17 protein-coding genes, 1 pseudogene and 1 riboswitch are annotated in these 22,295 nt (G+C 36.5%); of the genes and pseudogenes, 5 read left to right on the top strand and 13 right to left on the bottom strand.

Features of this window, described 5'->3' with window-relative positions; all coding sequences use genetic code 11:
* Positions 1–7: 7 nt before the first annotated feature.
* Positions 8–1,249 carry an allantoate deiminase gene (allC, locus tag BR30_RS0123285; protein ID WP_051633738.1) on the bottom strand — a complete coding sequence of 414 codons (1,242 nt, stop codon included), beginning with the start codon at positions 1,247–1,249 and terminating at the stop codon, positions 8–10.
* Between the two features lie 169 nt (positions 1,250–1,418).
* Here allC and BR30_RS0123280 point away from each other — a divergent pair, with 169 nt between their 5' ends.
* Complete coding sequence (locus tag BR30_RS0123280; RefSeq protein ID WP_026567101.1) at positions 1,419–3,020, top strand: PucR family transcriptional regulator; 1,602 nt, start codon at positions 1,419–1,421, stop codon at positions 3,018–3,020.
* Between the two features lie 125 nt (positions 3,021–3,145).
* Here the strand turns inward: BR30_RS0123280 and BR30_RS0123275 are convergent, their stop codons facing one another.
* From BR30_RS0123275 to BR30_RS0123255, 5 genes are all read right to left on the bottom strand, one after another.
* The gene (locus tag BR30_RS0123275) at positions 3,146–4,306 is read right to left on the bottom strand and encodes a Ger(x)C family spore germination protein (protein WP_026567100.1); all 1,161 of its coding nucleotides are present in this window, start codon (positions 4,304–4,306) and stop codon (positions 3,146–3,148) included.
* Positions 4,303–5,769, bottom strand: coding sequence for a spore germination protein (locus BR30_RS0123270; RefSeq protein WP_026567099.1), 1,467 nt, complete (start codon positions 5,767–5,769; stop codon positions 4,303–4,305). The genes BR30_RS0123275 and BR30_RS0123270 overlap by 4 nt, the downstream gene beginning before the upstream one ends.
* Positions 5,735–6,820: a GerAB/ArcD/ProY family transporter gene (locus BR30_RS0123265; protein WP_231507776.1), complete on the bottom strand. Its 1,086-nt coding sequence runs from the start codon at positions 6,818–6,820 to the stop codon at positions 5,735–5,737. Before BR30_RS0123265 ends, BR30_RS0123270 begins: the two co-directional genes overlap by 35 nt.
* Positions 6,821–7,033: 213 nt before the next feature.
* Positions 7,034–8,233 (bottom strand): phosphoglycerate dehydrogenase, encoded by a 1,200-nt coding sequence (locus BR30_RS0123260; protein ID WP_026567097.1) that lies wholly within the window; start codon positions 8,231–8,233, stop codon positions 7,034–7,036.
* A gap of 148 nt (positions 8,234–8,381) precedes the next feature.
* Positions 8,382–8,461: riboswitch (ZMP/ZTP riboswitch) on the bottom strand.
* A gap of 105 nt (positions 8,462–8,566) precedes the next feature.
* Positions 8,567–9,616 carry a threonine aldolase family protein gene (locus BR30_RS0123255; protein WP_026567096.1) on the bottom strand — a complete coding sequence of 350 codons (1,050 nt, stop codon included), beginning with the start codon at positions 9,614–9,616 and terminating at the stop codon, positions 8,567–8,569.
* A 179-nt stretch (positions 9,617–9,795) separates the two neighbouring features.
* On the opposite strand from BR30_RS0123255, the gene BR30_RS0123250 reads away from it, so the two are divergent.
* Positions 9,796–10,311, top strand: a complete 516-nt coding sequence (locus tag BR30_RS0123250) for a PH domain-containing protein (protein ID WP_026567095.1) — start codon at positions 9,796–9,798, stop codon at positions 10,309–10,311.
* Complete coding sequence (locus BR30_RS0123245; protein ID WP_026567094.1) at positions 10,308–11,747, top strand: PH domain-containing protein; 1,440 nt, start codon at positions 10,308–10,310, stop codon at positions 11,745–11,747. Before BR30_RS0123250 ends, BR30_RS0123245 begins: the two co-directional genes overlap by 4 nt.
* Positions 11,748–11,889: 142 nt before the next feature.
* Here the strand turns inward: BR30_RS0123245 and BR30_RS0123240 are convergent, their stop codons facing one another.
* A complete protein-coding gene (locus tag BR30_RS0123240) occupies positions 11,890–12,336 on the bottom strand; it encodes a PaaI family thioesterase (RefSeq protein WP_026567093.1) in 447 nt (148 codons plus the stop codon).
* 508 nt (positions 12,337–12,844) lie between these two features.
* Between BR30_RS0123240 and BR30_RS0123230 the strand changes: the two genes are divergently transcribed.
* Both BR30_RS0123230 and BR30_RS0123225 read left to right on the top strand, forming a co-directional pair.
* Positions 12,845–13,738 carry a DMT family transporter gene (locus BR30_RS0123230; protein WP_026567092.1) on the top strand — a complete coding sequence of 298 codons (894 nt, stop codon included), beginning with the start codon at positions 12,845–12,847 and terminating at the stop codon, positions 13,736–13,738.
* A 471-nt stretch (positions 13,739–14,209) separates the two neighbouring features.
* The gene (locus BR30_RS0123225; RefSeq protein ID WP_026567091.1) at positions 14,210–14,587 is read left to right on the top strand and encodes a VOC family protein; all 378 of its coding nucleotides are present in this window, start codon (positions 14,210–14,212) and stop codon (positions 14,585–14,587) included.
* A gap of 110 nt (positions 14,588–14,697) precedes the next feature.
* On the opposite strand, the gene BR30_RS0123220 is transcribed toward BR30_RS0123225, so the two are convergent.
* The 6 genes and pseudogenes from BR30_RS0123220 to BR30_RS0123195 all read right to left on the bottom strand — a co-directional run bounded on the left by BR30_RS0123220 (position 14,698) and on the right by BR30_RS0123195 (position 22,289).
* On the bottom strand, positions 14,698–15,732 hold the full coding sequence (locus BR30_RS0123220) for a DUF3231 family protein (RefSeq protein WP_026567090.1): 1,035 nt from the start codon (positions 15,730–15,732) through the stop codon (positions 14,698–14,700).
* A 117-nt stretch (positions 15,733–15,849) separates the two neighbouring features.
* Positions 15,850–16,590 (bottom strand): GGDEF domain-containing protein, encoded by a 741-nt coding sequence (locus BR30_RS34365; RefSeq protein ID WP_051633737.1) that lies wholly within the window; start codon positions 16,588–16,590, stop codon positions 15,850–15,852.
* A 158-nt stretch (positions 16,591–16,748) separates the two neighbouring features.
* Positions 16,749–17,516, bottom strand: coding sequence for a TSUP family transporter (locus tag BR30_RS0123210; protein WP_026567089.1), 768 nt, complete (start codon positions 17,514–17,516; stop codon positions 16,749–16,751).
* 172 nt (positions 17,517–17,688) lie between these two features.
* Positions 17,689–18,932: pseudogene (hmpA, locus tag BR30_RS34360) on the bottom strand (NO-inducible flavohemoprotein).
* Positions 18,933–19,154: 222 nt separating this feature from the next.
* On the bottom strand, positions 19,155–21,035 hold the full coding sequence (gene htpG / locus BR30_RS0123200; protein ID WP_026567088.1) for a molecular chaperone HtpG: 1,881 nt from the start codon (positions 21,033–21,035) through the stop codon (positions 19,155–19,157).
* A gap of 246 nt (positions 21,036–21,281) precedes the next feature.
* Positions 21,282–22,289, bottom strand: coding sequence for a DUF3231 family protein (locus tag BR30_RS0123195; protein ID WP_026567087.1), 1,008 nt, complete (start codon positions 22,287–22,289; stop codon positions 21,282–21,284).
* Positions 22,290–22,295: the final 6 nt, after the last annotated feature.

Here is a 22,295-nt window from a genome sequence, read left to right as displayed (position 1 = left end):
CCACTCCTTAATATGCTAGTTTATATAAGACTTCAGTTAATAGGTCAATTCCTGTTTCTAAATCTTCCAAACTCGTAAATTCTTTTGGTGAATGACTGATTCCATTTTGACTTGGGACAAATAATAAGGATGTGGGGCATTTCGTGCCAAATACTTGGGAATCATGCCCTGCACCCGAGATTATGTCTTGATAACGGTAGTTTTTCCGTACTGCGATTTCCCTTGCCCACTCACACATCTCTCCGTCCATCTTTACTGGTTTTACATCCATCCATTGGGAGATTGCAATTTCCATATTTAGGCTTTCAGTATATCGTTTAAACTCTGTGAAAATCTCCTTACAATATTGATCAATAACCTCTTCCTGATGATGGCGAATATCCAGGCTAAATTCTACCTCACCAGCGACTACATTCGGCACATTCGGTTTTACTTGTAACCTTCCCACCGTTGCCACTAATTGCGGGTCGACCGCTTTCGCTTTTTCCGTTAAAAAGGAAATAAAATGGGAAGCAGTAGTAACCGCATCCTTCCGATATGGCATCGGGGTCGTCCCTGCGTGGTTACTTTCTCCCTTGATGTGAATGGTATAACGGCGTTGTCCGACTATATGAGTCACGATCCCCACCTGATTCTGATTTTTCTCAAGTACCATCCCTTGTTCGATATGGATCTCAACAAACCGTTCCACATCTTCGCGAACGGGAGTAGAATACTTTTCAGGATCAAAACCCGCTACTATCATCGCTTCTAAAAATGGAATTTCCGCTGAGTCTTTCACCTCTTTTACCCGATCAAGGGTGTAGGTACCACAAATATTTCTTGATCCCCAAAAGGTAAGGGGAAAACGACTCCCTTCTTCTTCACATAAAGAGACCACTTCGATTGTTTTCTTTGGGTATCCATATGCTTGAAATAACCTCATTACAGCTATGAAACTAGCAAGAATCCCATAGGCACCATCGTATTTTCCTCCATCGATGACCGTATCAACGTGAGAGCCGGTCAAGATCGTCTTCGCACTTGAATCTGTCCCAGGCAACCGTCCAAATAAGTTCCCGACACTATCAAAGTACGTTTGCAGTTTCGATTGTTCCATTATATTTTTTAATGCTAGCTGTGCCTCCAGCCAAGATGGAGTATACAAAAGTCTTGTTACTCCCCCGTTCTCCGTTTCTCCAATCGAAGCAAGCCATTCAATCATTGCTTCCACCTGACCTTTTTCCAAGTTGTCTACTTGAATGCCCATCCACTTCACCCCTCACCATTACTACGTATATTCCTAGTTTACAATCAATAAAAATGAAATTCATTAGAGAAAACGTAAAAATTATCGCAAATTTTTATGCAGATTAACTAAATCATGATAAAATAAATGAAAAATGTTATCGTTATGTTTTTTACAAGGAGTGTTTTCCATGTTAGTAAATGAAGTCTTAACAATCCCACATTTAGCAGGAATGACGATTATCGCCGGTGAATCCGGAACAGAACGTGAAGTGGAATCAGTCAATATGATGGATGCACCCGATATTATTCCATTCTTACATGAGAATGAATTTCTTATCACAACCGCTTATCATTTCAAAGATCAGCCCAATAAGCTAATCGAGCTAGTTCAAGCGATGGCTGAACAAGGGTGTGCTGGATTAGGAATCAAGACAAAACGCTTTCTAGATAAAGTACCAGTAGAAGCTATGATTCTGGCAAACGAGCTAGCTTTACCCATTATTGAACTCCCATTAGAATTATCACTTGGGGAAATTGTCAATCATACATTACGGGCAATACTTGACCAACGGGCTGCTGAATTGACGCTTGCATTAGAGATCCACAAGCAATTTACCAAGATCATTATGGAAGGTAAAGGGATTGAATTCTTACTTCAAGATTTATCTCAAGTGATCGGGCGACCTGTTCTATTAATGGATCAGTATTTTAAGCCGATTTATCAACCTATGACAAACCTAGACTTCCCCTTAACTCTGGATGGTCTCAAAATTCCTTCTTTGATGAATTCACCCATTTCCATGTCAGTAAGATCCACTAAACAGACCTGTACTTTATTCCCTGTACACATGAGTGAAAAGAAAAAAGGATTTCTTATGATTATAGGGGAGATTGAGAAAACCGATCATCTGATTTCATTAACAATAGAACAAGCTACTAATGTAATCTCGTTTGCACTTATGAAGGAACATGCACTACGACAGAAAGAACGAAGTATACGAAATGATTTCTTTCTTCATTTTTCAGATGGTAGGTTTTCTTCTCAAGAGGAAATCATCGGTCGAGCAGCGGAGTTTTCATTAAAAAATGACCAGAAGTTTATTTGTGCAGTTGGTAAAATCGACAGGAACGACGGTCACCCTACCTATACTGAGCGCCTTGAAAAAGCAGATGATATTTATGATTTTATCGAAGGGGAAGTCTCTGTTATAACTCCCTACATCCACTTTTTCACAAAAGGAGAAACTTGTATTCTTTTATTTGAAATTCAAGAAACAATCTCAACGCCTAGCACTTACTGTGAATCGACCTTACTTCTCCTTCAGGAAAACGTATTTACTTACTTCGGGAATACGATTTCCTTTGGTGTGAGTAATGTAAGTCATACGTTTCTTGATGTAAAAAATGCTTACAAAGATGCTGTAGACGCCTTATCACAGGGGCATCTTTCCAAGAAAACAGCCTATATCCAAACATATCATACTAAGGACGTTATGGAATTATTGCGAATGGTCCCCAAAGATGAGTTAAAAAATTTTTATACATTTGCCCTAAGCCGATTGGCAGACACAAAAGTTGAAGATGAACAGACACTGCTAGATACGTTGTCTGTCTATTTGGAAACACACTGCCAAATTTCCGAAACGGCCAAACGGTTGTTTGTTCATCGTAACACGGTCATCTATCGAATTGAAAAGTGTGAGGAAATTCTCGGAAAAAGCTTAAAGGATTCAGAAACAACGATGCAAATTAGACTTGCCTTAAGGATCAGAGCACTGTTACAAACTTAAAAGAAATATTTCCACTCAAGCAAATGCGACTAAGCACAGATCTCCATAAGGACTCTTATTAGTCACAAAAAAACTCGCCAATTGGCGAGCTGTTGGGGAAATTCCTGTTTGCTGCTTGAGTGGTGTTAGAAACCTCTTTGATCTCTCTGTTCATACTTATAGCTATTAAAATGAAAGATTTGCACCTTAACCTTTATATTCGTTAAGGAGTCTTTATCTAAATAAAAGCTGTTTGATTTTTTTAATTCCTTATATTGCTTTGGATGTTTTCTATACCATTTTTCACCAACATTTAATAAATCTGTTTTATTTTTAACTCCACGTTTATAAATGGAAGTGAGTTTTCTTGTTATATCGTCTTCAATTAATTTCGTTAATTTCGGTTCGGGAATATCTTTGATTATTTCGATCAAATCTGCTGGTACATACACTTCTAGGGAAAACTTTGGGGTTGTAGTTCTCTTCTTGTATTTTACCTTCATTTTAGGAGTGGCTAGTTTCATTGCAGCTACAAGCTTTCCATCATCTTCTACTCTTTGATCTAAAGATACCTTTTTTTCTAATAACCAATTAACATAAACAGCGTCCTTGAAAGGAAGGACTTTTTTAAATTTTTGCCGTTGAAAAATGGCATATCCATCGAAAAATACAATGGGATAATTTCCGTCAGCCTTCCAGCTTTGAGAGTCAATTTTTACATTAGGTAGTTTGGCCACCCCCATAGGCTCATAATAGGCTCTTAAAAAATCCATTAATGTCATCGGCTTGATCTCATCTTGATACACTTCGTTCTTTTCCTTTCTAAAAAGAACCGTGTATATTGCTGGATAATTAAATAATGCCTTTATATTAAATACTTTGCTAATATTTTCATCTGTTGTCATGACTCGTAAGGTATGCCGGAGCGAACGGTTTCTTCCTATTTCTACTATTACTTCCTTAAAATGATTCCTGACTATTCTTTGACTTAAAACAAGTGTTTCTACGTGTCCAAAAAATAAAGGAGGCTCCGACTTTTTATAAAGGTTACCAACCGCTAAATTTAGTGTTTCTCCTGTTGCTGATGCAATAAAAATCGGGATGGGTTCAGTAGGTTTGCCCCCTTCCACCTTTGCTACATTCGCGAAATTTAAGGATTGAAGATACGCGATATACTCCTTCTTTTCTTCATCATAGTCCATACCAATTGCCACCACATAGGTTACATCTTGAATATTTTTTAAACCTGAACAACCAGAAAGAAGCAGACAACCCGCTAAAAAAGAAATCATCCATTTCCTATTCATGATTGATTTCCACCCCTTGTTGGATCATCTGGACTGGTTAAGTTTGTTCTTGACTTATAAAATTGGATTGGAGCCCTAAGGAATGACTTAATCATTCCTTTTAGATTGATTGGCGAAAGAGAGCCTAGGTATGGAGACCCAAAGGAAGAAATGGTTGAAAAGTAAAAAACCGTTAGAATAAAGCCAATAATGACACCGAATAATCCAAATAAGGTACTCATTAAGATAATCGTGAATCTTAAGATTGTACAAGCCGTACTTAAAGTTTGATTCACTAACGTAAAAGACGAGATGTAGGTAATGGCCGCTACGACCAGCATGGTCGGTGAAGTTAACCCCGCCCGAATGGCAGCATCCCCTACGATTAAGCCACCTAAAACAGCTACAGTTTGCCCAATTGCTCTTGGCAAGCGTACCCCCGCTTCATTAAATAGCTCAAACAAAAATAGAACAATAAACATTTCTAGTGGTGAAGAAATGGGCAGCCCAAAACGCGAGATTGTAATAGTCGCAACCAGTAAATAGGGAACCTGTTCAATATTATAGGCAGAAAATGCGATCCATGCACCAGGTAAAAAAGCAGATATGATCAACCCTATTATCCTGATAATTCTTTCTATTGATACATAAGCATAACTTATGTAAGTGTCCTCAGGGGATTTAATCTGCAATAATATATTGACCGGTGCAAAAGTGACTGTAGGATTTCCATCAACAATGAGAGCAAAACGCCCTTGATTCAGCGCCTGAACAATAAAGTCAGGTCTACCCGTATAGTCCATACTCGGGAAGATTGAAAACGGTCTATCACGAACATATGATTCAAGTTCATGAATACTCGTCAAGATATCCAGTTCAATTTTATTTAACCTTTTATGGATTTCATCCAAAACTCGCTGATCAATTAAATCATCTATATACATGAGTACTACTTTTGTTCTACTTCTTTTACCAATCGTATATTTCTCTAAACATAAAGACGAGGTGTTAAGTCTTCGCCTTATTAAGGAGATATTTGTCTTTAGATCCTCTACAAAACCATCCTTTGGACCCCTTATTGAGCTCTCAATCGCGGATTCTTCAGGTTGCCGCATGGGTAAGGATCCTGCTTGAATACTTAAAAACGAATCACCGAATAAAAATAAGACATTTCCATCAAAAAGTAAATTTGATAGATCATCTAGGGATTCCAAACTTACATCTTCTGCTTGGAAAAAAGATTTAAGCTTTTTTTTGACAGAATCTTCTTTATCCTCACTGAGTTTAGGTAAAATATATTGATCTAAATAATGATTATCAATCAGGGTTTCAAAATAGATCATTTCAAACGTGTCCATGATTGTATGGTGCTCAATCAGTCGTAGGTCTTGACTTTTCTTAAATTGATTTTTAAGATGTTCGGATTTCTCCTTTAGCCTTAGCCTTTCATTACGAAGTGGATTCAAGAGTATTTTTCTTACCATGTTGTTTATCCCTCTTCTTTAAAACTAGAATAATGGCGGCTGATAGCAGGATTTGAAAAAGGAAAAATACCATACTAGCCGGTAAAAAGTATTTATAAATAGCCTTATAGAAATAATAGGTTTCTACTTTTATGGTCATCAGACCGAACAACATGAGATACATGCCTCCAACAAGCTTAGGGTTCAGTCGATAATGTTTCTTTTTATGGGTAAAAAATGTACCTAACAGATACATGAATAATCCAATTCGAATCAACGCACCGCTAAGCCATTGATATAAAGCAAAAAAATCTAGATGTGATATATATTCCCCAATGCTTAATACACGCCACTGCTCATAAGCCGGATATTGGAAGTAGACTGATTCAGTAGGTCCAAACTCCATGATTGATGCCGAAAGCGGCCCTAATATTAAGCCTGTTAAAAAAGTCAATAATATAAACATCTGTTTAAATTTAATCGGTCCCTGTGAAAATGGCTGCAACAGGATAACCATGTAAATCTCAAGAAGACCTGATAGAACATAGAATCCCCCTCTAATTAGAGGAGAATAGCCGTCTACAAACACAGGAAATAATAAACTTGGGTCCTTTAAGCTTGTGTTTGTAATTGCAATAGATATGCCAAATAACACAACAAGCGGTAGTAAAAAACCGCTAGATATAGCCATGCTTTTGACCCCAGCAAGTGTGATTAAAAAACAGACAAAAATCAAAATAAAATTAATCATAAAAACAGAAGCATCCGAGAGAAAATAGGACTTTAACCAGATCATTAAGTCCCTAAAAGTTACATAAGAGCTTGTGAATAAAAATAGGATGACAGGAATCGAAAAAACGGTAGAAAAAGTCCTTCCAAGACGCTGTCGAATCATGGAAAAGAAGCCTTCTTTTGGACTGTTTTTTACAATAAAATACACAAGCCAGAGAAAGAAAAGAGAAATCGGATATGCCACAATGACACTTAACCAACTGTCTCTTCCAGCTGCGGTGAGTATATTTGGTATAAGCAGGACATGATTTAGTAAACCTGTCGAAAGGATCAGTAACAAAAATAATTGTCTTGGAAGGAGTATTTTAATTAAGTTTTGTATTATAATCACCGAACTTTATTATTTTAGGTAATATTATCACCAAAAATGATAAATATATGTGCCCTTCAAAGATTACAACCGAAACGGTCGGCTAAAAAAGAATCACATTGAAAGTAAAAAAAAGCTCGTGTCTCATCAATTTTATTAATGAGACACGAGCTTTTATTACTCTTATATAACACGCGCTGTTACAATACCTTCAATTTGATTGATTTTTTCTAACAAACCAGGAATGACTTCGCCATTTACTTTATTATCAATATCGATCATCGTATAGGCGTATTCTCCGCGGCTTCTATTAATCATGTCAGCGATGTTAAGATTATAGCCTGAGATTGCTAGCGTCAACTGACCTACCATGTTTGGAACGTTTTTGTGGAATGCCGCCACACGGCGTTTCCCTGTATAATCAAGGGCCGCATTTGGGAAATTCACTGAGTTTTTGATATTTCCTGTTTCTAGAAAATCCTTCACTTGACGGGCAGCCATAATGGCACAGTTTTCTTCTGATTCTTGGGTAGAAGCACCGAGATGCGGAATCGGAATCACATTTTTCATTCCCAATACATTTTCATTCGGGAAATCTGTAATAAACTTACCAACCTGACCGCTTTCTAAGGCTGCAGCCATATCCTTTTCATTCACAAGCTCTCCACGAGAGAAATTTAAAATATGAACGCCCGGCTTCATTATGCTGAAAGTTGCTTCATTAAACATCCCTCTTGTGTCATCGGTAAATGGAACGTGCACAGTGATATAATCACTATTTGCAAAAAGTTGTTCAATTGTCATTGCGCGCTGAACATTACGTGATAAATTCCAAGCTGTATCAACAGAGATGAACGGGTCAAAGCCAATGACATCCATGTCTAAATCAAGAGCATCATTTGCTACAAGTGCACCGATTGCACCTAAACCGATGACACCTAGTGTTTTTCCTTTAATTTCTTTACCTACGAATTGTTTCTTACCAGCTTCGACAAGTTTCGGAATTTGTTCACCTTCGCCTGATAAATTCTTTGTCCACTCAATACCGTCAAACAGGTTACGGGATGAAGCCATTAATGTGGTGAGTACGATTTCTTTTACCGCATTCGCATTTGCACCAGGAGTATTAAACACAACAATTCCTTGCTCTGTACATTTATCGACCGGAATATTATTGACACCCGCTCCGGCACGTGCAATAGCCTTCAACTCATTGCCCAATTCAAGGGCATGCATATTAAAACTACGAACCACAATAGCATCCGGATTTACACTGTCATTATCAATCGTGAAAGTATCCTGATTGAAGACCTTTAGCCCGCTCTCAGCAATATTATTTAACGTTTTGATTGTTTGCTTTTTGTCTAAGATAGTTGTGCTCATTTTGTTTTCTCCTCTGCTCTTCTATTATAGTTTTCAATCTCTCTTTTTATATAAGGATATGTTTCTATTAGAATGAAGAAATTTAACAGTCTTTCTAGCCGGTTCTATCCCCCCCTAATATACAGAAAGAGGCAAGGATTTGTTTCCTTACCTCTGCCCAGGCGAACGGCTACGACTTATATGTGCTCCCTCACGGTAATCCGTGTTTCGCCAGTTACACATCGTCTTTTTCATTTCTCTAAAAATAACAAATTTTCTAAGAATATTCAAGCATATTGAACTTTTAAAAAATTAATTTTTTTTATAAAACTTATTGACTTCACAGTTTTGTTATTATGATTCCCTAATGTTCTTCTGTATAAATAATCCCATAACATCCTCAAGGAAGGCTGCTACCTCTTCTTCTTTTGTTGCCCAGGATGTCACAAGGCGAATGGCCGAGTGTTCCAAATCCACCTTTTCCCAGAGATGAAACGCATAGTTTTTCTCTAATTCTGCAATCAGCTCATTTGGTAAAATGGGAAAGATTTGATTCGATGGTGAATGGGTTAGAAATGGAATATTTGCTTTGCTAATTCCTTCTCTAAGTGTTGCTGCCATCCTATTCGCATGCGTGGCCAAATCAAAGAACAAATCGTCCCGGAACAGTTCAAGAAATTGAATGCCCAATAGTCTCCCTTTTGCTAGCAGCGCCCCTTTCTGCTTCATGTGGTAACGAAAATCTTCCTTTAATGAATCGCGGCAGATGACTAAAGCCTCACCAAGAAGTGCCCCATTCTTTGTTCCTCCGATATAGAATGCATCGACCAGTCCAGGGAGATCACTTAATTGCAGGTCATTCTCCTCCGAGCAAAGAGCTGAGCCAAGTCGTGCCCCATCCATATACAATATAAGATGGTTCTTTTTGCAAAAATCACTTAACTGCTCCAGTTCATTTCGGGTATATATGGAACCTATTTCAGTTGAATTTGATATGTATACTAACTTTGGCTTGACCATATGCTCATCAGGATGACCATCGAGTACCGCTTGTACATCTGATGGAGTTAATTTACCGTTTTCCGCTTCAATCGAGAGGATTTTATGGCCAGTCGCTTCGATTGCCCCCGTTTCATGGCCAAGAATATGGCCGGTACTTGCTGCCATGGCCGCTTCATGCGGTCTTAGGAAAGCTGAAATCGCAATCAAATTTGTTTGTGTGCCGCCTGATAAGAGATGAACATCAACGTCTGGCTCTCCCATTCTCTCTTTTAGCAGTTCAACCGCATGTCGAGAAAATTGATCTTCCCCATATCCATCATCTTGAACCAGGTTGGATTCTATTAATGCATTTAAAATTCTAGGATGTGCGCCTTCGCTGTAATCGTTCTTAAAGCTATACATGATCGTGCCCCCGTTTTAATGATTGAATATTTCTTTACCATTCCATCGTATCATAATATGAAGTAAGCTAAAACAATAGGGAAATTGGCGCCAATTTTAAAAAATATAGATAAATCTATCCTGTAATTGATGAAACTCTTTGATAGAAAGAAACGTATACGATATTTGAGGTGAAATATATGTACTTACAAATAGATGAACCGGCAGAAAAAATTTCGGATAATGCGGTGAAAATGTGGAGAATATCAAATTCAGTTGGGCACGGGATCGCCTTACTTTTTATCGCTGTTTTGATTGTTTGCACAGAAAAATTGGATTGGTATGGATGGATTGGAATTGTTCTTTATTTAATTGGTGTTATCACTGTGATATCCTCGGTCTATTCAATACTGATCTCACCAGTCTTTCTACAAAAGACGTGGCGATATAAAATTGACCCCCAATTTGTTCAATTGAAACATGGGAAATGGCAAATACAACACACGTTAATTCCGATGGAAAAAGTTGAATACGTTCGCACTGAACAAGGACCAATCATGCGGCGTTATCAACTGTACAAAATAGAAATTGGCACCACTACTTCCAGTCATGTCATTCCGGCCATTGCATCAGACGAAGCAAAAAAACTGCAAGCAGAAATTGCAGTGTATGCCAAAATCCAGGATACAGATTTAGTGGAAGGAGAAGGAGTATGAACCAAGTGGCAAAAAGGTATCATCCTGCCATAATCGTTGTCGAGATGGTAAAATTAATCAAAAATTCAATTTGGTTCTTTCTCTTTTTATTTGTGCTTAAAGCATCCTCCACATCAAATTGGGTCATTTGGGGCCGTTATCTATTTCTCATCGCTACATTATGGGGATTAATTTCGATCCTATTGAGATGGTTTTTCCACCGCTATGAAATTGGCAGGGATTCTATTGTTCTATACGAAGGTGTATTTGTTAAAGAACAGCATACATTTGCTTTAGACCGGGTCCATAACCAAACTTCGAGCACCACTTTTGTACATCAATGGTTTGGTCTTACTTCCTTAACTCTTGATACCGGTACAAGTGGAGAAAATGCCTCCGCTGAGTTTCCCGTGATTACAAACGAAGAAAAAGAACGAATTATAACCCTTTTGAAGCAAAAACAAGATTCTATTGAGGCTAGAGAAGAAGGATTAGTAAATCAAATCGGGGAACGTAAGATACACTTCCGATCAACCAAGAAAGATATTATCAAAGCGTCTTTCACTTCGCTCAGTTTCCTGGCAATTTTCCCTTTATTAGGTGCGATTTATACCAATCTAGCGGAGTACTTTCAAATTGAGGAAACTGCGGAGAATGCCCTTGATTACTTGTTGATCCATTGGTGGATAATGATTGCACTTTTTATCTTAGCACTTGGACTATCCGTTTTAATCGGCTTTATCAAAACCACGTGGAAGTATGGAAATTATGTCATTAGTGACGATCATGAGCGAATTTATATTGAAAAAGGTGTCGGCCATTTTGTCAGCTTTTCCATTCCAAAACATAGAGTTCAAGCCATAATTGTTGAACAAACCATCCTGAAGCGGATTCTCGGACTCGCTGCCATCAAGCTTATTAGTGCAGGTGGCTTCGAAGAAGAAAATCAGGAAACCAGTTCTTTATATCCCTTTATGCCTAAGCAGGAAGCCTATCGGGTTTTGCACACGATCCTGCCTGATTATCGAATCGAAGAAAATATGAATCGTTTCCCGCTGAAAGTTCTCTGGCTTAAGCTCCTCCATCCCTATTATTTAACCATACTGGCGGTTATTGGACTGTGGATTGTTAAACCGGGGTGGCTATGGATCGCTGGAATTGTCTTTGTCATTTCCGTATTGATTCGGGTCCTAGACTACTGGTTCACCAGTTATCTCCGTGAAGGAAATACGATCCAAATCAAAATAGGCGGCTTAACAAATGAAACCTTTGTCACCCATCGTGCACGTATCCAACAAATTACGGTGAAGCACTCATGGCTGCAGCGTCGTTTCGGTGTAGCTACCCTTCATTTCTCAAATAAGGCTAAACCAACACATGACACTAAGATTTATGGAGTTTCCAAGGAAGAAGCAGGAACTTTTTATACCTGGTACAAGAAAAAATCCGCCTCGTAACAATAAAAATAAGTTCCGTTTTGTAAAGGTGAAGTGACAGAAAGATTGGCATTGCTATTGGTATAAAAAGGCAAAACTCGCCGTTTTAAAATTGGCGAGTTTCTTTATTTTTGTTACGTCCAAACCTTGCATTAGGTTTTGTTTATTTTATCCTTGCTCTTTTTCCGTTAGAATTTCCATCTAATATCATACATGTACTTGTTGAATGAGCAACAAGGCCTCCTTTTTCATCATATATATGACATTCTAGTAATCCAATTTTGGAACCTTTTTTAATTAGTTGACCCTCAGCTCTAAGATTCGAATTAAAAATGGGTTTAAGGAAATTCAATTTAATCTCAACCGTTGTAAAAAGTTCGTCCTCAGCCAGTGTACTAACAAAAGCATATCCCATTGCTGCATCAGCTATATCACAAAGTATTCCACCGTGTAGCGTACCCATCGGATTATGAAGCCGATCAGAAGCTTCCAGTTCAATCACAACTCTACCTTCTTCTACTTCTGCCACTTTAAAACCTAGTACTTGGGCAACTGGTGGTCCAGGTATTTCACCTGCCATCATTTTCTTTAATCCTTCTAAATGATTCATTATTTCACCTTCCAAATAGTTAAGTTTTTTATAAAAAATCTATTTTCTGACTTACTGGAACCTCCATAGATATTCCTTTCTAAAGGAAATGTTTACCTTATGATATTCCACGAATAAATTTAATTCCCTTCTTTAACTAACGATGAGCCCTGCAGAAAAATAAAATGGTTCTAATCCTTGATTATCAATGAATCTAAAAATAAAGCCTTAACCTTCCCTTAAGTGCAAAAGAAAAACTGCCAAGACTGACAGCCGGATCTTCAACTTTTGCATCTGTTCATTCAATTAGCTTTTAAATAGTTTAATTGATATTATTAATATACTAATAGAAACAGGGGGATTATTATGCCATTATCAAATATAAATTTATACACTTGGAAGCCATTTTCAACATCACCACCACCACCGTTTACTCCAGCTGCCCTATCAGCACTGAATAAGCTTATATTAAAAACAGATTAAGAATCTGCGAAATATAAGCTGTTTCGTAGATTCGAAGGAGTAGACGATGAAATCTAACATTCAGTTTATATTATCAATGATTATTTTCGGTACAATTGGTTTAGTTGTAAGATACATTGATTTATCTTCGAGTGAAACAGCTTTACTAAGTAGTTCAATCGGATGCCTATTTTTAACGTTGGTATTTTTTGTGATGAAAAAATCCATTCCGTGGAAATTAGTGAAAGCTAATGCTTTCGTCTTATTTCTTTCTAGTATTGCATTAGGAGGGAATTGGATTTTCCTGTATCAATCATACGACTATACAACAGTCACTAACGCAACATTAGCGTATTACTTTGCACCAGTGTTTGTCATGATTCTCTCACCAATTGTCCTTAAAGAACAATTACCTATCAAAAAGATTGTTTGTATTGGTGTAGCGATATTGGGAATGTTACTGATTGTTGGAAATGGCATAAGTGCATCTGGAAAAGGTGATCTACTTGGAATCTTTTTTGGGTTAGTTGCAGCTGCATTTTACGCTGCATTAATGTTATTGAATAAATTTATTCAAAACATATCCAAGTTAGAGATTACAATCATCCAACTTGGAACAACTGCTTTACTACTCTTGCCATATGTGCTTTTTACGGAGGGTTTCGGGATCTTGGCAGTATCAAGATCATCCATTCCATTTATCATACTTTTAGGGATTATTAACACTGGTATTGGATTTTGGTTATTTTTCTCTGGTATGGAAAAGTTAAAGGGACAGAGTATTGCGATGCTAAGTTATGTAGACCCATTTGTAGCTATACTAATTTCAGGGGTAATCTTACAAGAACAAATGACTGTTATCCAAATGATCGGTGGGGCATTGCTTTTAGGTTCCACATTTGTTAGCGAAAATCAATCAATGATATTTTCCAAACCATCATTCAAAAAAACAGCTAAATAACGTTATAAACAGTGGGGAGCATTCGTTCCCCACTGTTTTGTGTTTTAGAGTGTTTTTAGAAACAACACCTTGCCTAGATTGGAAAATATAATTGAATGTAACAATAAACTTATATGGTACAAAGGCTTTTTCCTACAATTCAGTAGATAATTCAATTGACTTTAAATATTAATTAATAAAACATGTTAACGGAGTATTCTATGATTTGTTTTTACTTCATGTCGTTCTGTTTGCTTTTTTGATGGGATTTTTTCAAGTTCCCGTTTTGCTCGATAGCATGATTCCTAAGCTTAGAGGTTATAAACTACTGACAGCTCTTCAGTATCGAAAGCATATTCTTGAATGAAGCGTCTGATGGAATTACAAATTGTAAAAATCCCCCCTTTTTCTTCTACTTATTAATATTGCTTTTGGGTAAGTGGGTTGCTAAACTAATTTTTGAATACATAATGAAAAAAGGAGATTTACGCTTTGATTAACAAAATTGGAAAGATAACAGTATATGTACAAAATCAAGAAGAGGCAAAAGATTTTTGGATTAATAAAGTCGGTTTTGTCTTAAAAGTGGAACAACCCATGGGACCAGACGCGTTTTGGATCGAAGTCGGCCCAAGTGAAAATGAATTTACTACTTTAGTACTTTATTCAAAGTCAGCAATGGAGCAGCATCAACCTTCAAAAGTTGCACATCCATCCATTTTATTCAGCACCTCGGATATCGAAACTACTTATGAAAAAATGAAGCAAAATGGTGTAGTAGTAGAGGAAATGTTACGACTTCCATTCGGAAACATGTTCAACTTTAAAGATCAGGATGGAAATGATTATTTAATAAGAGAAGATAAATAGTATTAATAAAAGAAGAGTTATTTTGATCACTATCAAAATAACTCTTTCCAGATTTTAGATTCACATTGTCTAATCTTCTAATAATGTATTTATAATGGATACAACAACGACTAATTGGAAGCTAATTTTTCTCTTTCTGGTGCATGTGGCGGTTGTTCCATCCAGCCCTTCTCAATATAGATTTTAGCTGCACTTTCAACAAAAGAAGCAATTTTCGTAAACGATTTAGTATAAACGAGCCCAACATCGTGTCTACCATTTACAGCTAATGAATTTCCAAATGCCCTTATTTTCATTGAAAACATATCCATCTTATGAAATAGCATTAACTTATCAGAAAAGGGAGAAAAAGTAGATGTTGTCACTAAATCATCAAGAAATGATGGTGTAGGCAAATTTTCATCATGTAGTTTTTGCATATAGTTTTGAATACTTGTTGTTGTAAGATCTCTGCCTTTTTCAAACAATTTCCGAATCTTTTCATCCTTTGCTACTTGGGCAAAAGCCATAATTAAAGCCTTACTCGTTACATTATTTTCAATATTATCGTAAAAGTGTGCGATTTCTAATGCGTGCAAAGGTCGTATATGTCCAAAGAAGCCATTTAAAAAATCCTGATGAACAAATTCCACTTTTTCTGGAATTGGAATTAAAGGCGGCTTAATTATTAGACCTTTATTCATTAATATTTCTTTGATTTGGCTCATTAAATCCATTGTGCAATCCATACAATACCTGAAAAACTCATTTATATCCTTTCGATAAACAAGAGGGATGCCGACGTTATAAATACTCATCCCTGCTTTCGAAGCATATTTAAGATAATGAACATAGAATTCATCTTGAAATAACCGAGGAGCACCTGGGTTTACGTCCTCTTCGGAAAATCCTTTCGGAATAGGGAAATTCTCCTTTTGGAATATTCCTTCAGTGATTTTCATAAATTCTTCGCTTAATTTTAATGCATTTTCTAACAAAGTCTTAATATCACTATCCTCAACATGTTGAAGATAATAACTTAAAATGCACTTTCCCATGCTGTTTCCCATATAGGTAGCCCAAAGTTTACCCATTTCTGCTGATGTTAAATTTTCATTTGTGTCGGTTTTATATGAGTGTAATTTAATCGGTTTTATTGTTTTCATGATTACTCCCTTAACCTACTTTTCCTTCTAGTATTTTCCTTTATTCGGAGTCATATTCTAAGAATTAAAGAACCAGCCGCCAAATGGCGGCTGGTTCTTTAATTCTTACATTCGTTATTAGGAAAAGAATTCATATGTGTTTTTCCCATGTAATTTAGCTTTATACATTGCTATATCAGCATTTTTTATTAAATTCGTTGCTTTATCTCCTTGTTCTGGGAAAAAAGCAATACCAACACTTGTTGAAGAATAAATTAGATTTTCGTTAATAGTAAAAGGCATATTTATCTCTTTGATGATTCTTTTCACATACTTTAAAACTAAAGGCTTGTCAGTGTTTGGAAATAAAATGATAAATTCATCTCCTGCAAAACGTGAAACAGTACCTTCTTTACCAACACAATTCATCAGTCGCCTTCCGATTTCATTTAATAAAAGGTCACCAACATCGTGGCCAAAAGAATCATTTACCTGTTTAAATCCGTCTATGTCGAGTAACAGGACAGCTCCAGTATTTCTATCTATACGTTGCCGCACTAGTGAATGGTTCAATTCCCTTTCAAAATATCTACGATTCGAAAGTCCAGTCATTGGGTCATAATATGCTAACTCTTTGTACTTTTCTTCCGCTCTCTCTAAAGTAATCCTTTGATGCATCACAATAAATAGGAATGGTACGAAAATCAAAATAGTAATAAGTATGTCAATGAACTCTTCCAATCCATTCAAAGGTATATTCCAAATCCAATGAATTAATCGTTGTAATACAAATACTTCAAAAACTTTTAAAAAAAGTAACCCCATTAAAATTAAAATTATTTTAAAAGACCATTTCGTATATTTTCTCTCTGTTTTCAAAACAGTTTCTCTCCAAGTTTTATTAATCTTTTAACAGAATACTAAAACTATAGCAAATTATCAAATGCAGATTATGGGTACTAAAAAAGTGAAGAAATTTGTTTACCACCTTAATAAGAATTTTCCTAATACTCGATTCTAACTGTTTTTATTCTCTACTATTGAAAATAATCATACGTATTTTTCGCTAACAATAAAAAGGTAACGACGATAAACAAGGCACGGACATAGCCGCTTCCGCGTTTAATCGCAAATTTCGAACCTACAATTGCCCCAGCCACTTGTGCCAGACCCATCGGTATCCCGTAGGCGTAATTTACTTGTCCTAAATAAATGAACATCAACAATGCAGAGATATTACTTCCAAAGTTTAAAAACTTGGCATTCCCTGCCGCCTTTAAAAAATTAAAGCCCATCATTAAAAAGGCAAAGATTAAAAAAGAACCTGTCCCTGGGCCTATAAAACCGTCATAGAATCCGATTGCAAAGATAATCAACATAAAAATAATCTGATGGTGGATGGCGAATTTTTTGTCCGTTGAAATACTGCCCCAATCCTTCTTAAAAATTGTATAAATGGCAACCACTGCGAGCATAATTAGCATCAATGGCTTTAGTAGTTCGGGATTCATTAAATGAACCGTCCAAGCACCAATCATCGAGCCAATAAATGTGAGTGGAAACAATTTATAGACAGATTTTAAATTAAGCTCTCCTGAACGATAAAACATAACCGTGCTTGTTAAGGAGCCAATTGTTCCTGCTAGTTTATTGGTTGCCACGGCAGCCGCTGGCGTCAGACCTGTAAACAACAATGCTGGCAAGGCAATCAGCCCCCCGCCACCAACCACGGAATCAATAAATGCAGCCAAAAAGCCAAAAACAACTAAAATAAGTAATAACGATGGATCTAAATCAAATAACATTTAATCAGCCTTTCATTTCGTTCATACTACAAAAATTTATCTCTTCAAACGCAAATGCACAAAAAGAGCATATCATCAAATCATTATACATCAAAAAATGATTTGGTTTACAATAAATCAAAAACCCCCTTCATAATTTAGAAGGGAGTCATGAATAGTGTTCATTTTTGTTTTAGATGTCAGCGTCTAATCTGCCAAAGGACCCAAAGAATTCATAGTGAATATGTTCATCTGGTATCCCCCATTGCTTTAATGAGTTATTAACCACTTTCATGAAAGGCTCTGGTCCACAAAAATAAAAATCGGCATCCTTGGTAGGTACAACCTGTTGAATCCAATCGAGAGTAATATATCCTTCTTTATCAAAGCTTTTTTTTCCCTATCTTCTTCTAATGGCTTTTCATATCTAACAAATGATTTTACGTTCTTATGATTTGCTGCCAAATCGTTTACGTGTGTTTTAAATGCATGAAGATTACTATTAATAGCTGCATGGATAAAATAAATTTCACGATCTGGTTTTTCTTTCACTGTCGTGTTTAACATAGACATCATTGGTGTAAGTCCGACCCCACCACTAATTAATATTAATGGACGTTTTGATTCCATATCTAAATAAAAGTCACCTGCAGGCGCAGTGATTGGAATAATATCCCCTTCGTTTACATGATTATGAAGATAGGATGATACCACTCCAGCTGGTATGTCGCCTTTCGAATCTTCCCGCTTTACACTAATCCGGTAATAGTCTAAATCAGGGCTATCAGACAAACTATATTGTCTAAGATGGGTATATTTTTCATCAGGACTCTCTATTTTCACTGTTATGTATTGCCCTGGAATAAACGTTGTAATTTGTTTTCCATCCTTTGGCTTTAAATAAAAGGAGGTAATCACATCGCTCTCCTTCACTTTTTTCTCGATAGTGAAATCACGAAATCCTGCCCATCCTCCTGCCATTGCTTCGGTGGTTTGATACATTTTGTTTTCCATTCGGATAAACACATCGGAGATGACATCATAGGCATCTGCCCATGCGTCCAAGATTTCATTGGTAGCTGCATCCCCTAATACTTCCTTTATGGCTCCCAGAAGATTTTCCCCGACAATGGGGTAATGCTCAGGCTTTATTTGTAAGCTCCGATGTTTCTCTCCAATACGCTCTAGTACTGGCATGATTTTACTAAAATCTTCAATATTTGCGGCAGCGCCATAAACGGCATCAGCTAAGGCTCTCGGTTGGTGACCCGTCATCTGGTGTGTTTGATTAAAAATGTTCAGAAGTTCTGGATGCTCTTTAAACATTCGCTTGTAAAATTGCTTTGTAATAGCCTCACCGTGCTCTTTGACTACGGGTAAGGTTGACTTAATGATTTCAAGTTTTTTCGAATCAAGTGCTTTTACTACCTTTAGCACTTCTTGCCAAGAATTTTTATCTTCAATTTTTGTTACAGGCATTTTTTTGGACCCCTTTCTTTCTTCAATAATAAGGTTATCCAAGTACCAAATCACTATTAAGGTAATTTCTGTAACGGGATGATTATTTTTGGAATACCGTTTGTTTGACTTCTATCAGCAGTGGTACAAAAAACCGACCTCACAATAAATGAGGTCGGCATATGAGAGTATTTAAATGGATCACACCATTATTTTACAAATATCATTTGTAAATTCTACAGGATCGCTGATTGGTAATCCTTCAATCAATAGTGCTTGATTAAATAATAATTTAGTATACAGGTCCAATTTACCTTTATCATTATAAAAAGACTCTTTTAAGGATTGGAAGACTTCATGGTTTTTATTAATTTCTAACACCTTGTCCGCTTTGATATTTTGATTATCAGGCATGGCTGCAAGAATTTTTTCCATTTCAATCGAAATATCTCCTTCAGTTGCCAAGCAAACTGGGTGCGATTTTAGCCTTTTTGAAATCCTTACATCTTTCACTTTATCAGCTAAAATGTTTTTCATATAATCGAAGAGTTCTTTATTTTCCGTCTCATTGGCTTCAGTAGCATCCTTGCTATCTTCCCCTTCAATTCCTAAATCACCGCTTGAGATTGATTTGAATTCTTTCTCTTTATAGTTCATTAACATTTTGATGGCAAATTCATCGATATCCTCGGTGAAATAAAGAATTTCGTAGCCCTTTTCTGACACAAATTCTGCCTGCGGTAGTTTTTCAATGCGGTCAATGGATTCACCAGAAGCGTAATAAATATATTTTTGATCCTCTAGCATTCTTGACACATATTCATCTAGCGTAACGAGTTTCTTCTCTTTGGATGAGTAGAACATAATCAGGTCTTGTAGTAATTCTTTATTGGCACCAAAGTCACTATAGACTCCGTACTTTAACTGACGACCGAACGATTGATAAAATTCTTCATACTTTTCTCGTTCTTTTCTTTGAAGGCTAAGTAATTCGCTTTTGATGTTTTTGTTAATGTTTTTAGCAATCAGCTTCAATTGGCGATCATGCTGGAGCATTTCTCTTGAAATGTTAAGGGATAAATCCTCGGAATCAACCATTCCTTTGACGAAACTGAAATGGTCAGGCAGCAGGTCCGCGCATTTATCCATGATCAGTACCCCATTAGAATAGAGTTCTAATCCCTTTTCAAACTCTTTCGAATAGAAGTCGAACGGAGTTTTTTCTGGGATATAAAGAATAGCATTATAACGTATTGACCCTTCTACGCTAATATGGATATGTTTAATCGGTTTATCAAAACCGTAGCGTTTTTCTGCATAGAAGTTTCCGTAATCCTCATCAGTTAACTCACTTTTATTCTTTTTCCAAATTGGAACCATACTATTGATGATTTGTTCTTCCTGATATTCCTCGTATTCAGACTCACTGCCATCCTTGAGTCTGCTGCTGGTAACATCCATTTTGATTGGATAACGGATGAAATCTGAGTATTTCTTAATGATTGATTTTAAGCGATATTCCTGTAAATACTCATCGTAGTTTTCATCTTCTGTATTTTCTTTAATCTTTAAAATAATCTCTGTACCAACTGAATCTTTTTCAACCGGTTCTATTGTATAGCCATCAGCACCTGTGGATTCCCATTTGTAGGCCTCATCACTACCTAATGCCTTACTAATGACGGTAACAACGTCAGCTACCATGAATGCAGCATAAAAACCTACCCCGAACTGACCAATAATGTCGTAGCCATCTTTAATTTCGTTTTCCTTTTTAAATGCAAGGGAACCACTTTTAGCAATCGTCCCAAGGTTCGTTTCCAAATCTTCCTTTGACATTCCAATCCCAGTGTCTAGGATCTTCAATGTTCGGTTCTCTTGGTCCGGAATCAATTTAATGAAATAGTTATCTTTGTCGAAACGTAAAGTATCGTCCGTCAATGCTTTGTAATAGATCTTATCAATCGCATCACTTGCATTGGATAGTAACTCTCTTAAAAATACCTCTTTGTGTGTATAGATGGAGTTAATCATCATTTCTAGTAATCGTTTCGATTCTGCTTGAAACTGTTTCTTCGACATCAAAAAATCCCCTTTCCACTTTTAAAATACGATTATGTAATCACTTATTTAGGTTGTAAATCAGAACTATTAGCACTCTAACTTACTGAGTGCTAATTCCATATATTTAATATCATATTTTTTGTTAATCTGTCAATATGTTGGTGTTTTTCATCCTAAAGAAAAAGACATCATTCGCATAAAAAAAAGAATTATTTTGACTTAAGTTAAAATAATCCTTCTTCTTTTAGTGTTGTGGTGTTTTTCTTATTTTTTTTGGTTCCGGATGGCCTCTCTATCTAACGACTGAGGAGGTTTTTCAAACCAGCCATGATCAATCATGATTTTTGCCCCCTCTTCCGCATAAGTGCCAACTTTCAGAAGGTATTTTTCATACATGAGGGCTAAATCCTTACGAAGTGAGGCGGCAATGGCAAGCCCGAAGTCCCCAATTCCAATAGCACTCTGTGTATTCGTATGGAATAACATTAGTTTATCTGAAAATGGAGCTTCTTTGCTCCCTGAAATCGTAGAGTCCCAAGTTGAAGGATAAGAATTGTCATCCTCTTTTAATATTATCATAAAATCTTCCACCATTTTCTTTCCTAAATCATACCCCTCTTTAAAATAGTCACTTATTTTTTTGGACTGAGCCACCTGACTAAATCCTAAAAGTAGCGTTTTACCTACGTTTGCCACCTCAATGTTTACCCCACAATGGGCAATTTCCATGGCAAGCAGTGGACGACGGTGACCGATTAAACCTCCAAGAAAGGATTTCTCCGTAATATATTCTACTTTTTCCGGATAAGAAATATATGGAGACCTGATAAACACGCCTTTTTCCTGCATCAATTTTGTATTTCTGTCATAAAGGGTTTCCGTTTGTTCATAAAACCTTTTGAACAAGTATCGAACATCTTCTCTTGAGGAAATGGATTTAGCTAAGCTATATGTATTCAATCCCGTTCTTCCCATATGGTGCAGGTAACGCATATATGTTACATCAGAAAAGAGCTTTTTTGCTTGTAAATTCACATCCTGTTTTCCAAAACCATTTGGCAAGGGAATATCTTCTGTTGTAAATAATTCTGAAATTTGATGGAGATGGTCATGAGCAGTATTTAGAGCGAACTCGATAAGGGGTTTAATGTCTTGATCTTCAGTAGTTAATAAAAAATGAGTAAGAATACAAATAGCCATTGAATCACCAATGTATGTACTCCATAACATTGAAATTTCAGCTGATGTTATCTTGGGGTTATGGTGTTCCATTGATTT

It is taken from the genome of Bacillus sp. UNC41MFS5 (assembly GCF_000686805.1).
Note: the sequence above shows the minus strand (reverse complement) of the source record. Positions and strands in the feature narration are given on the sequence as shown.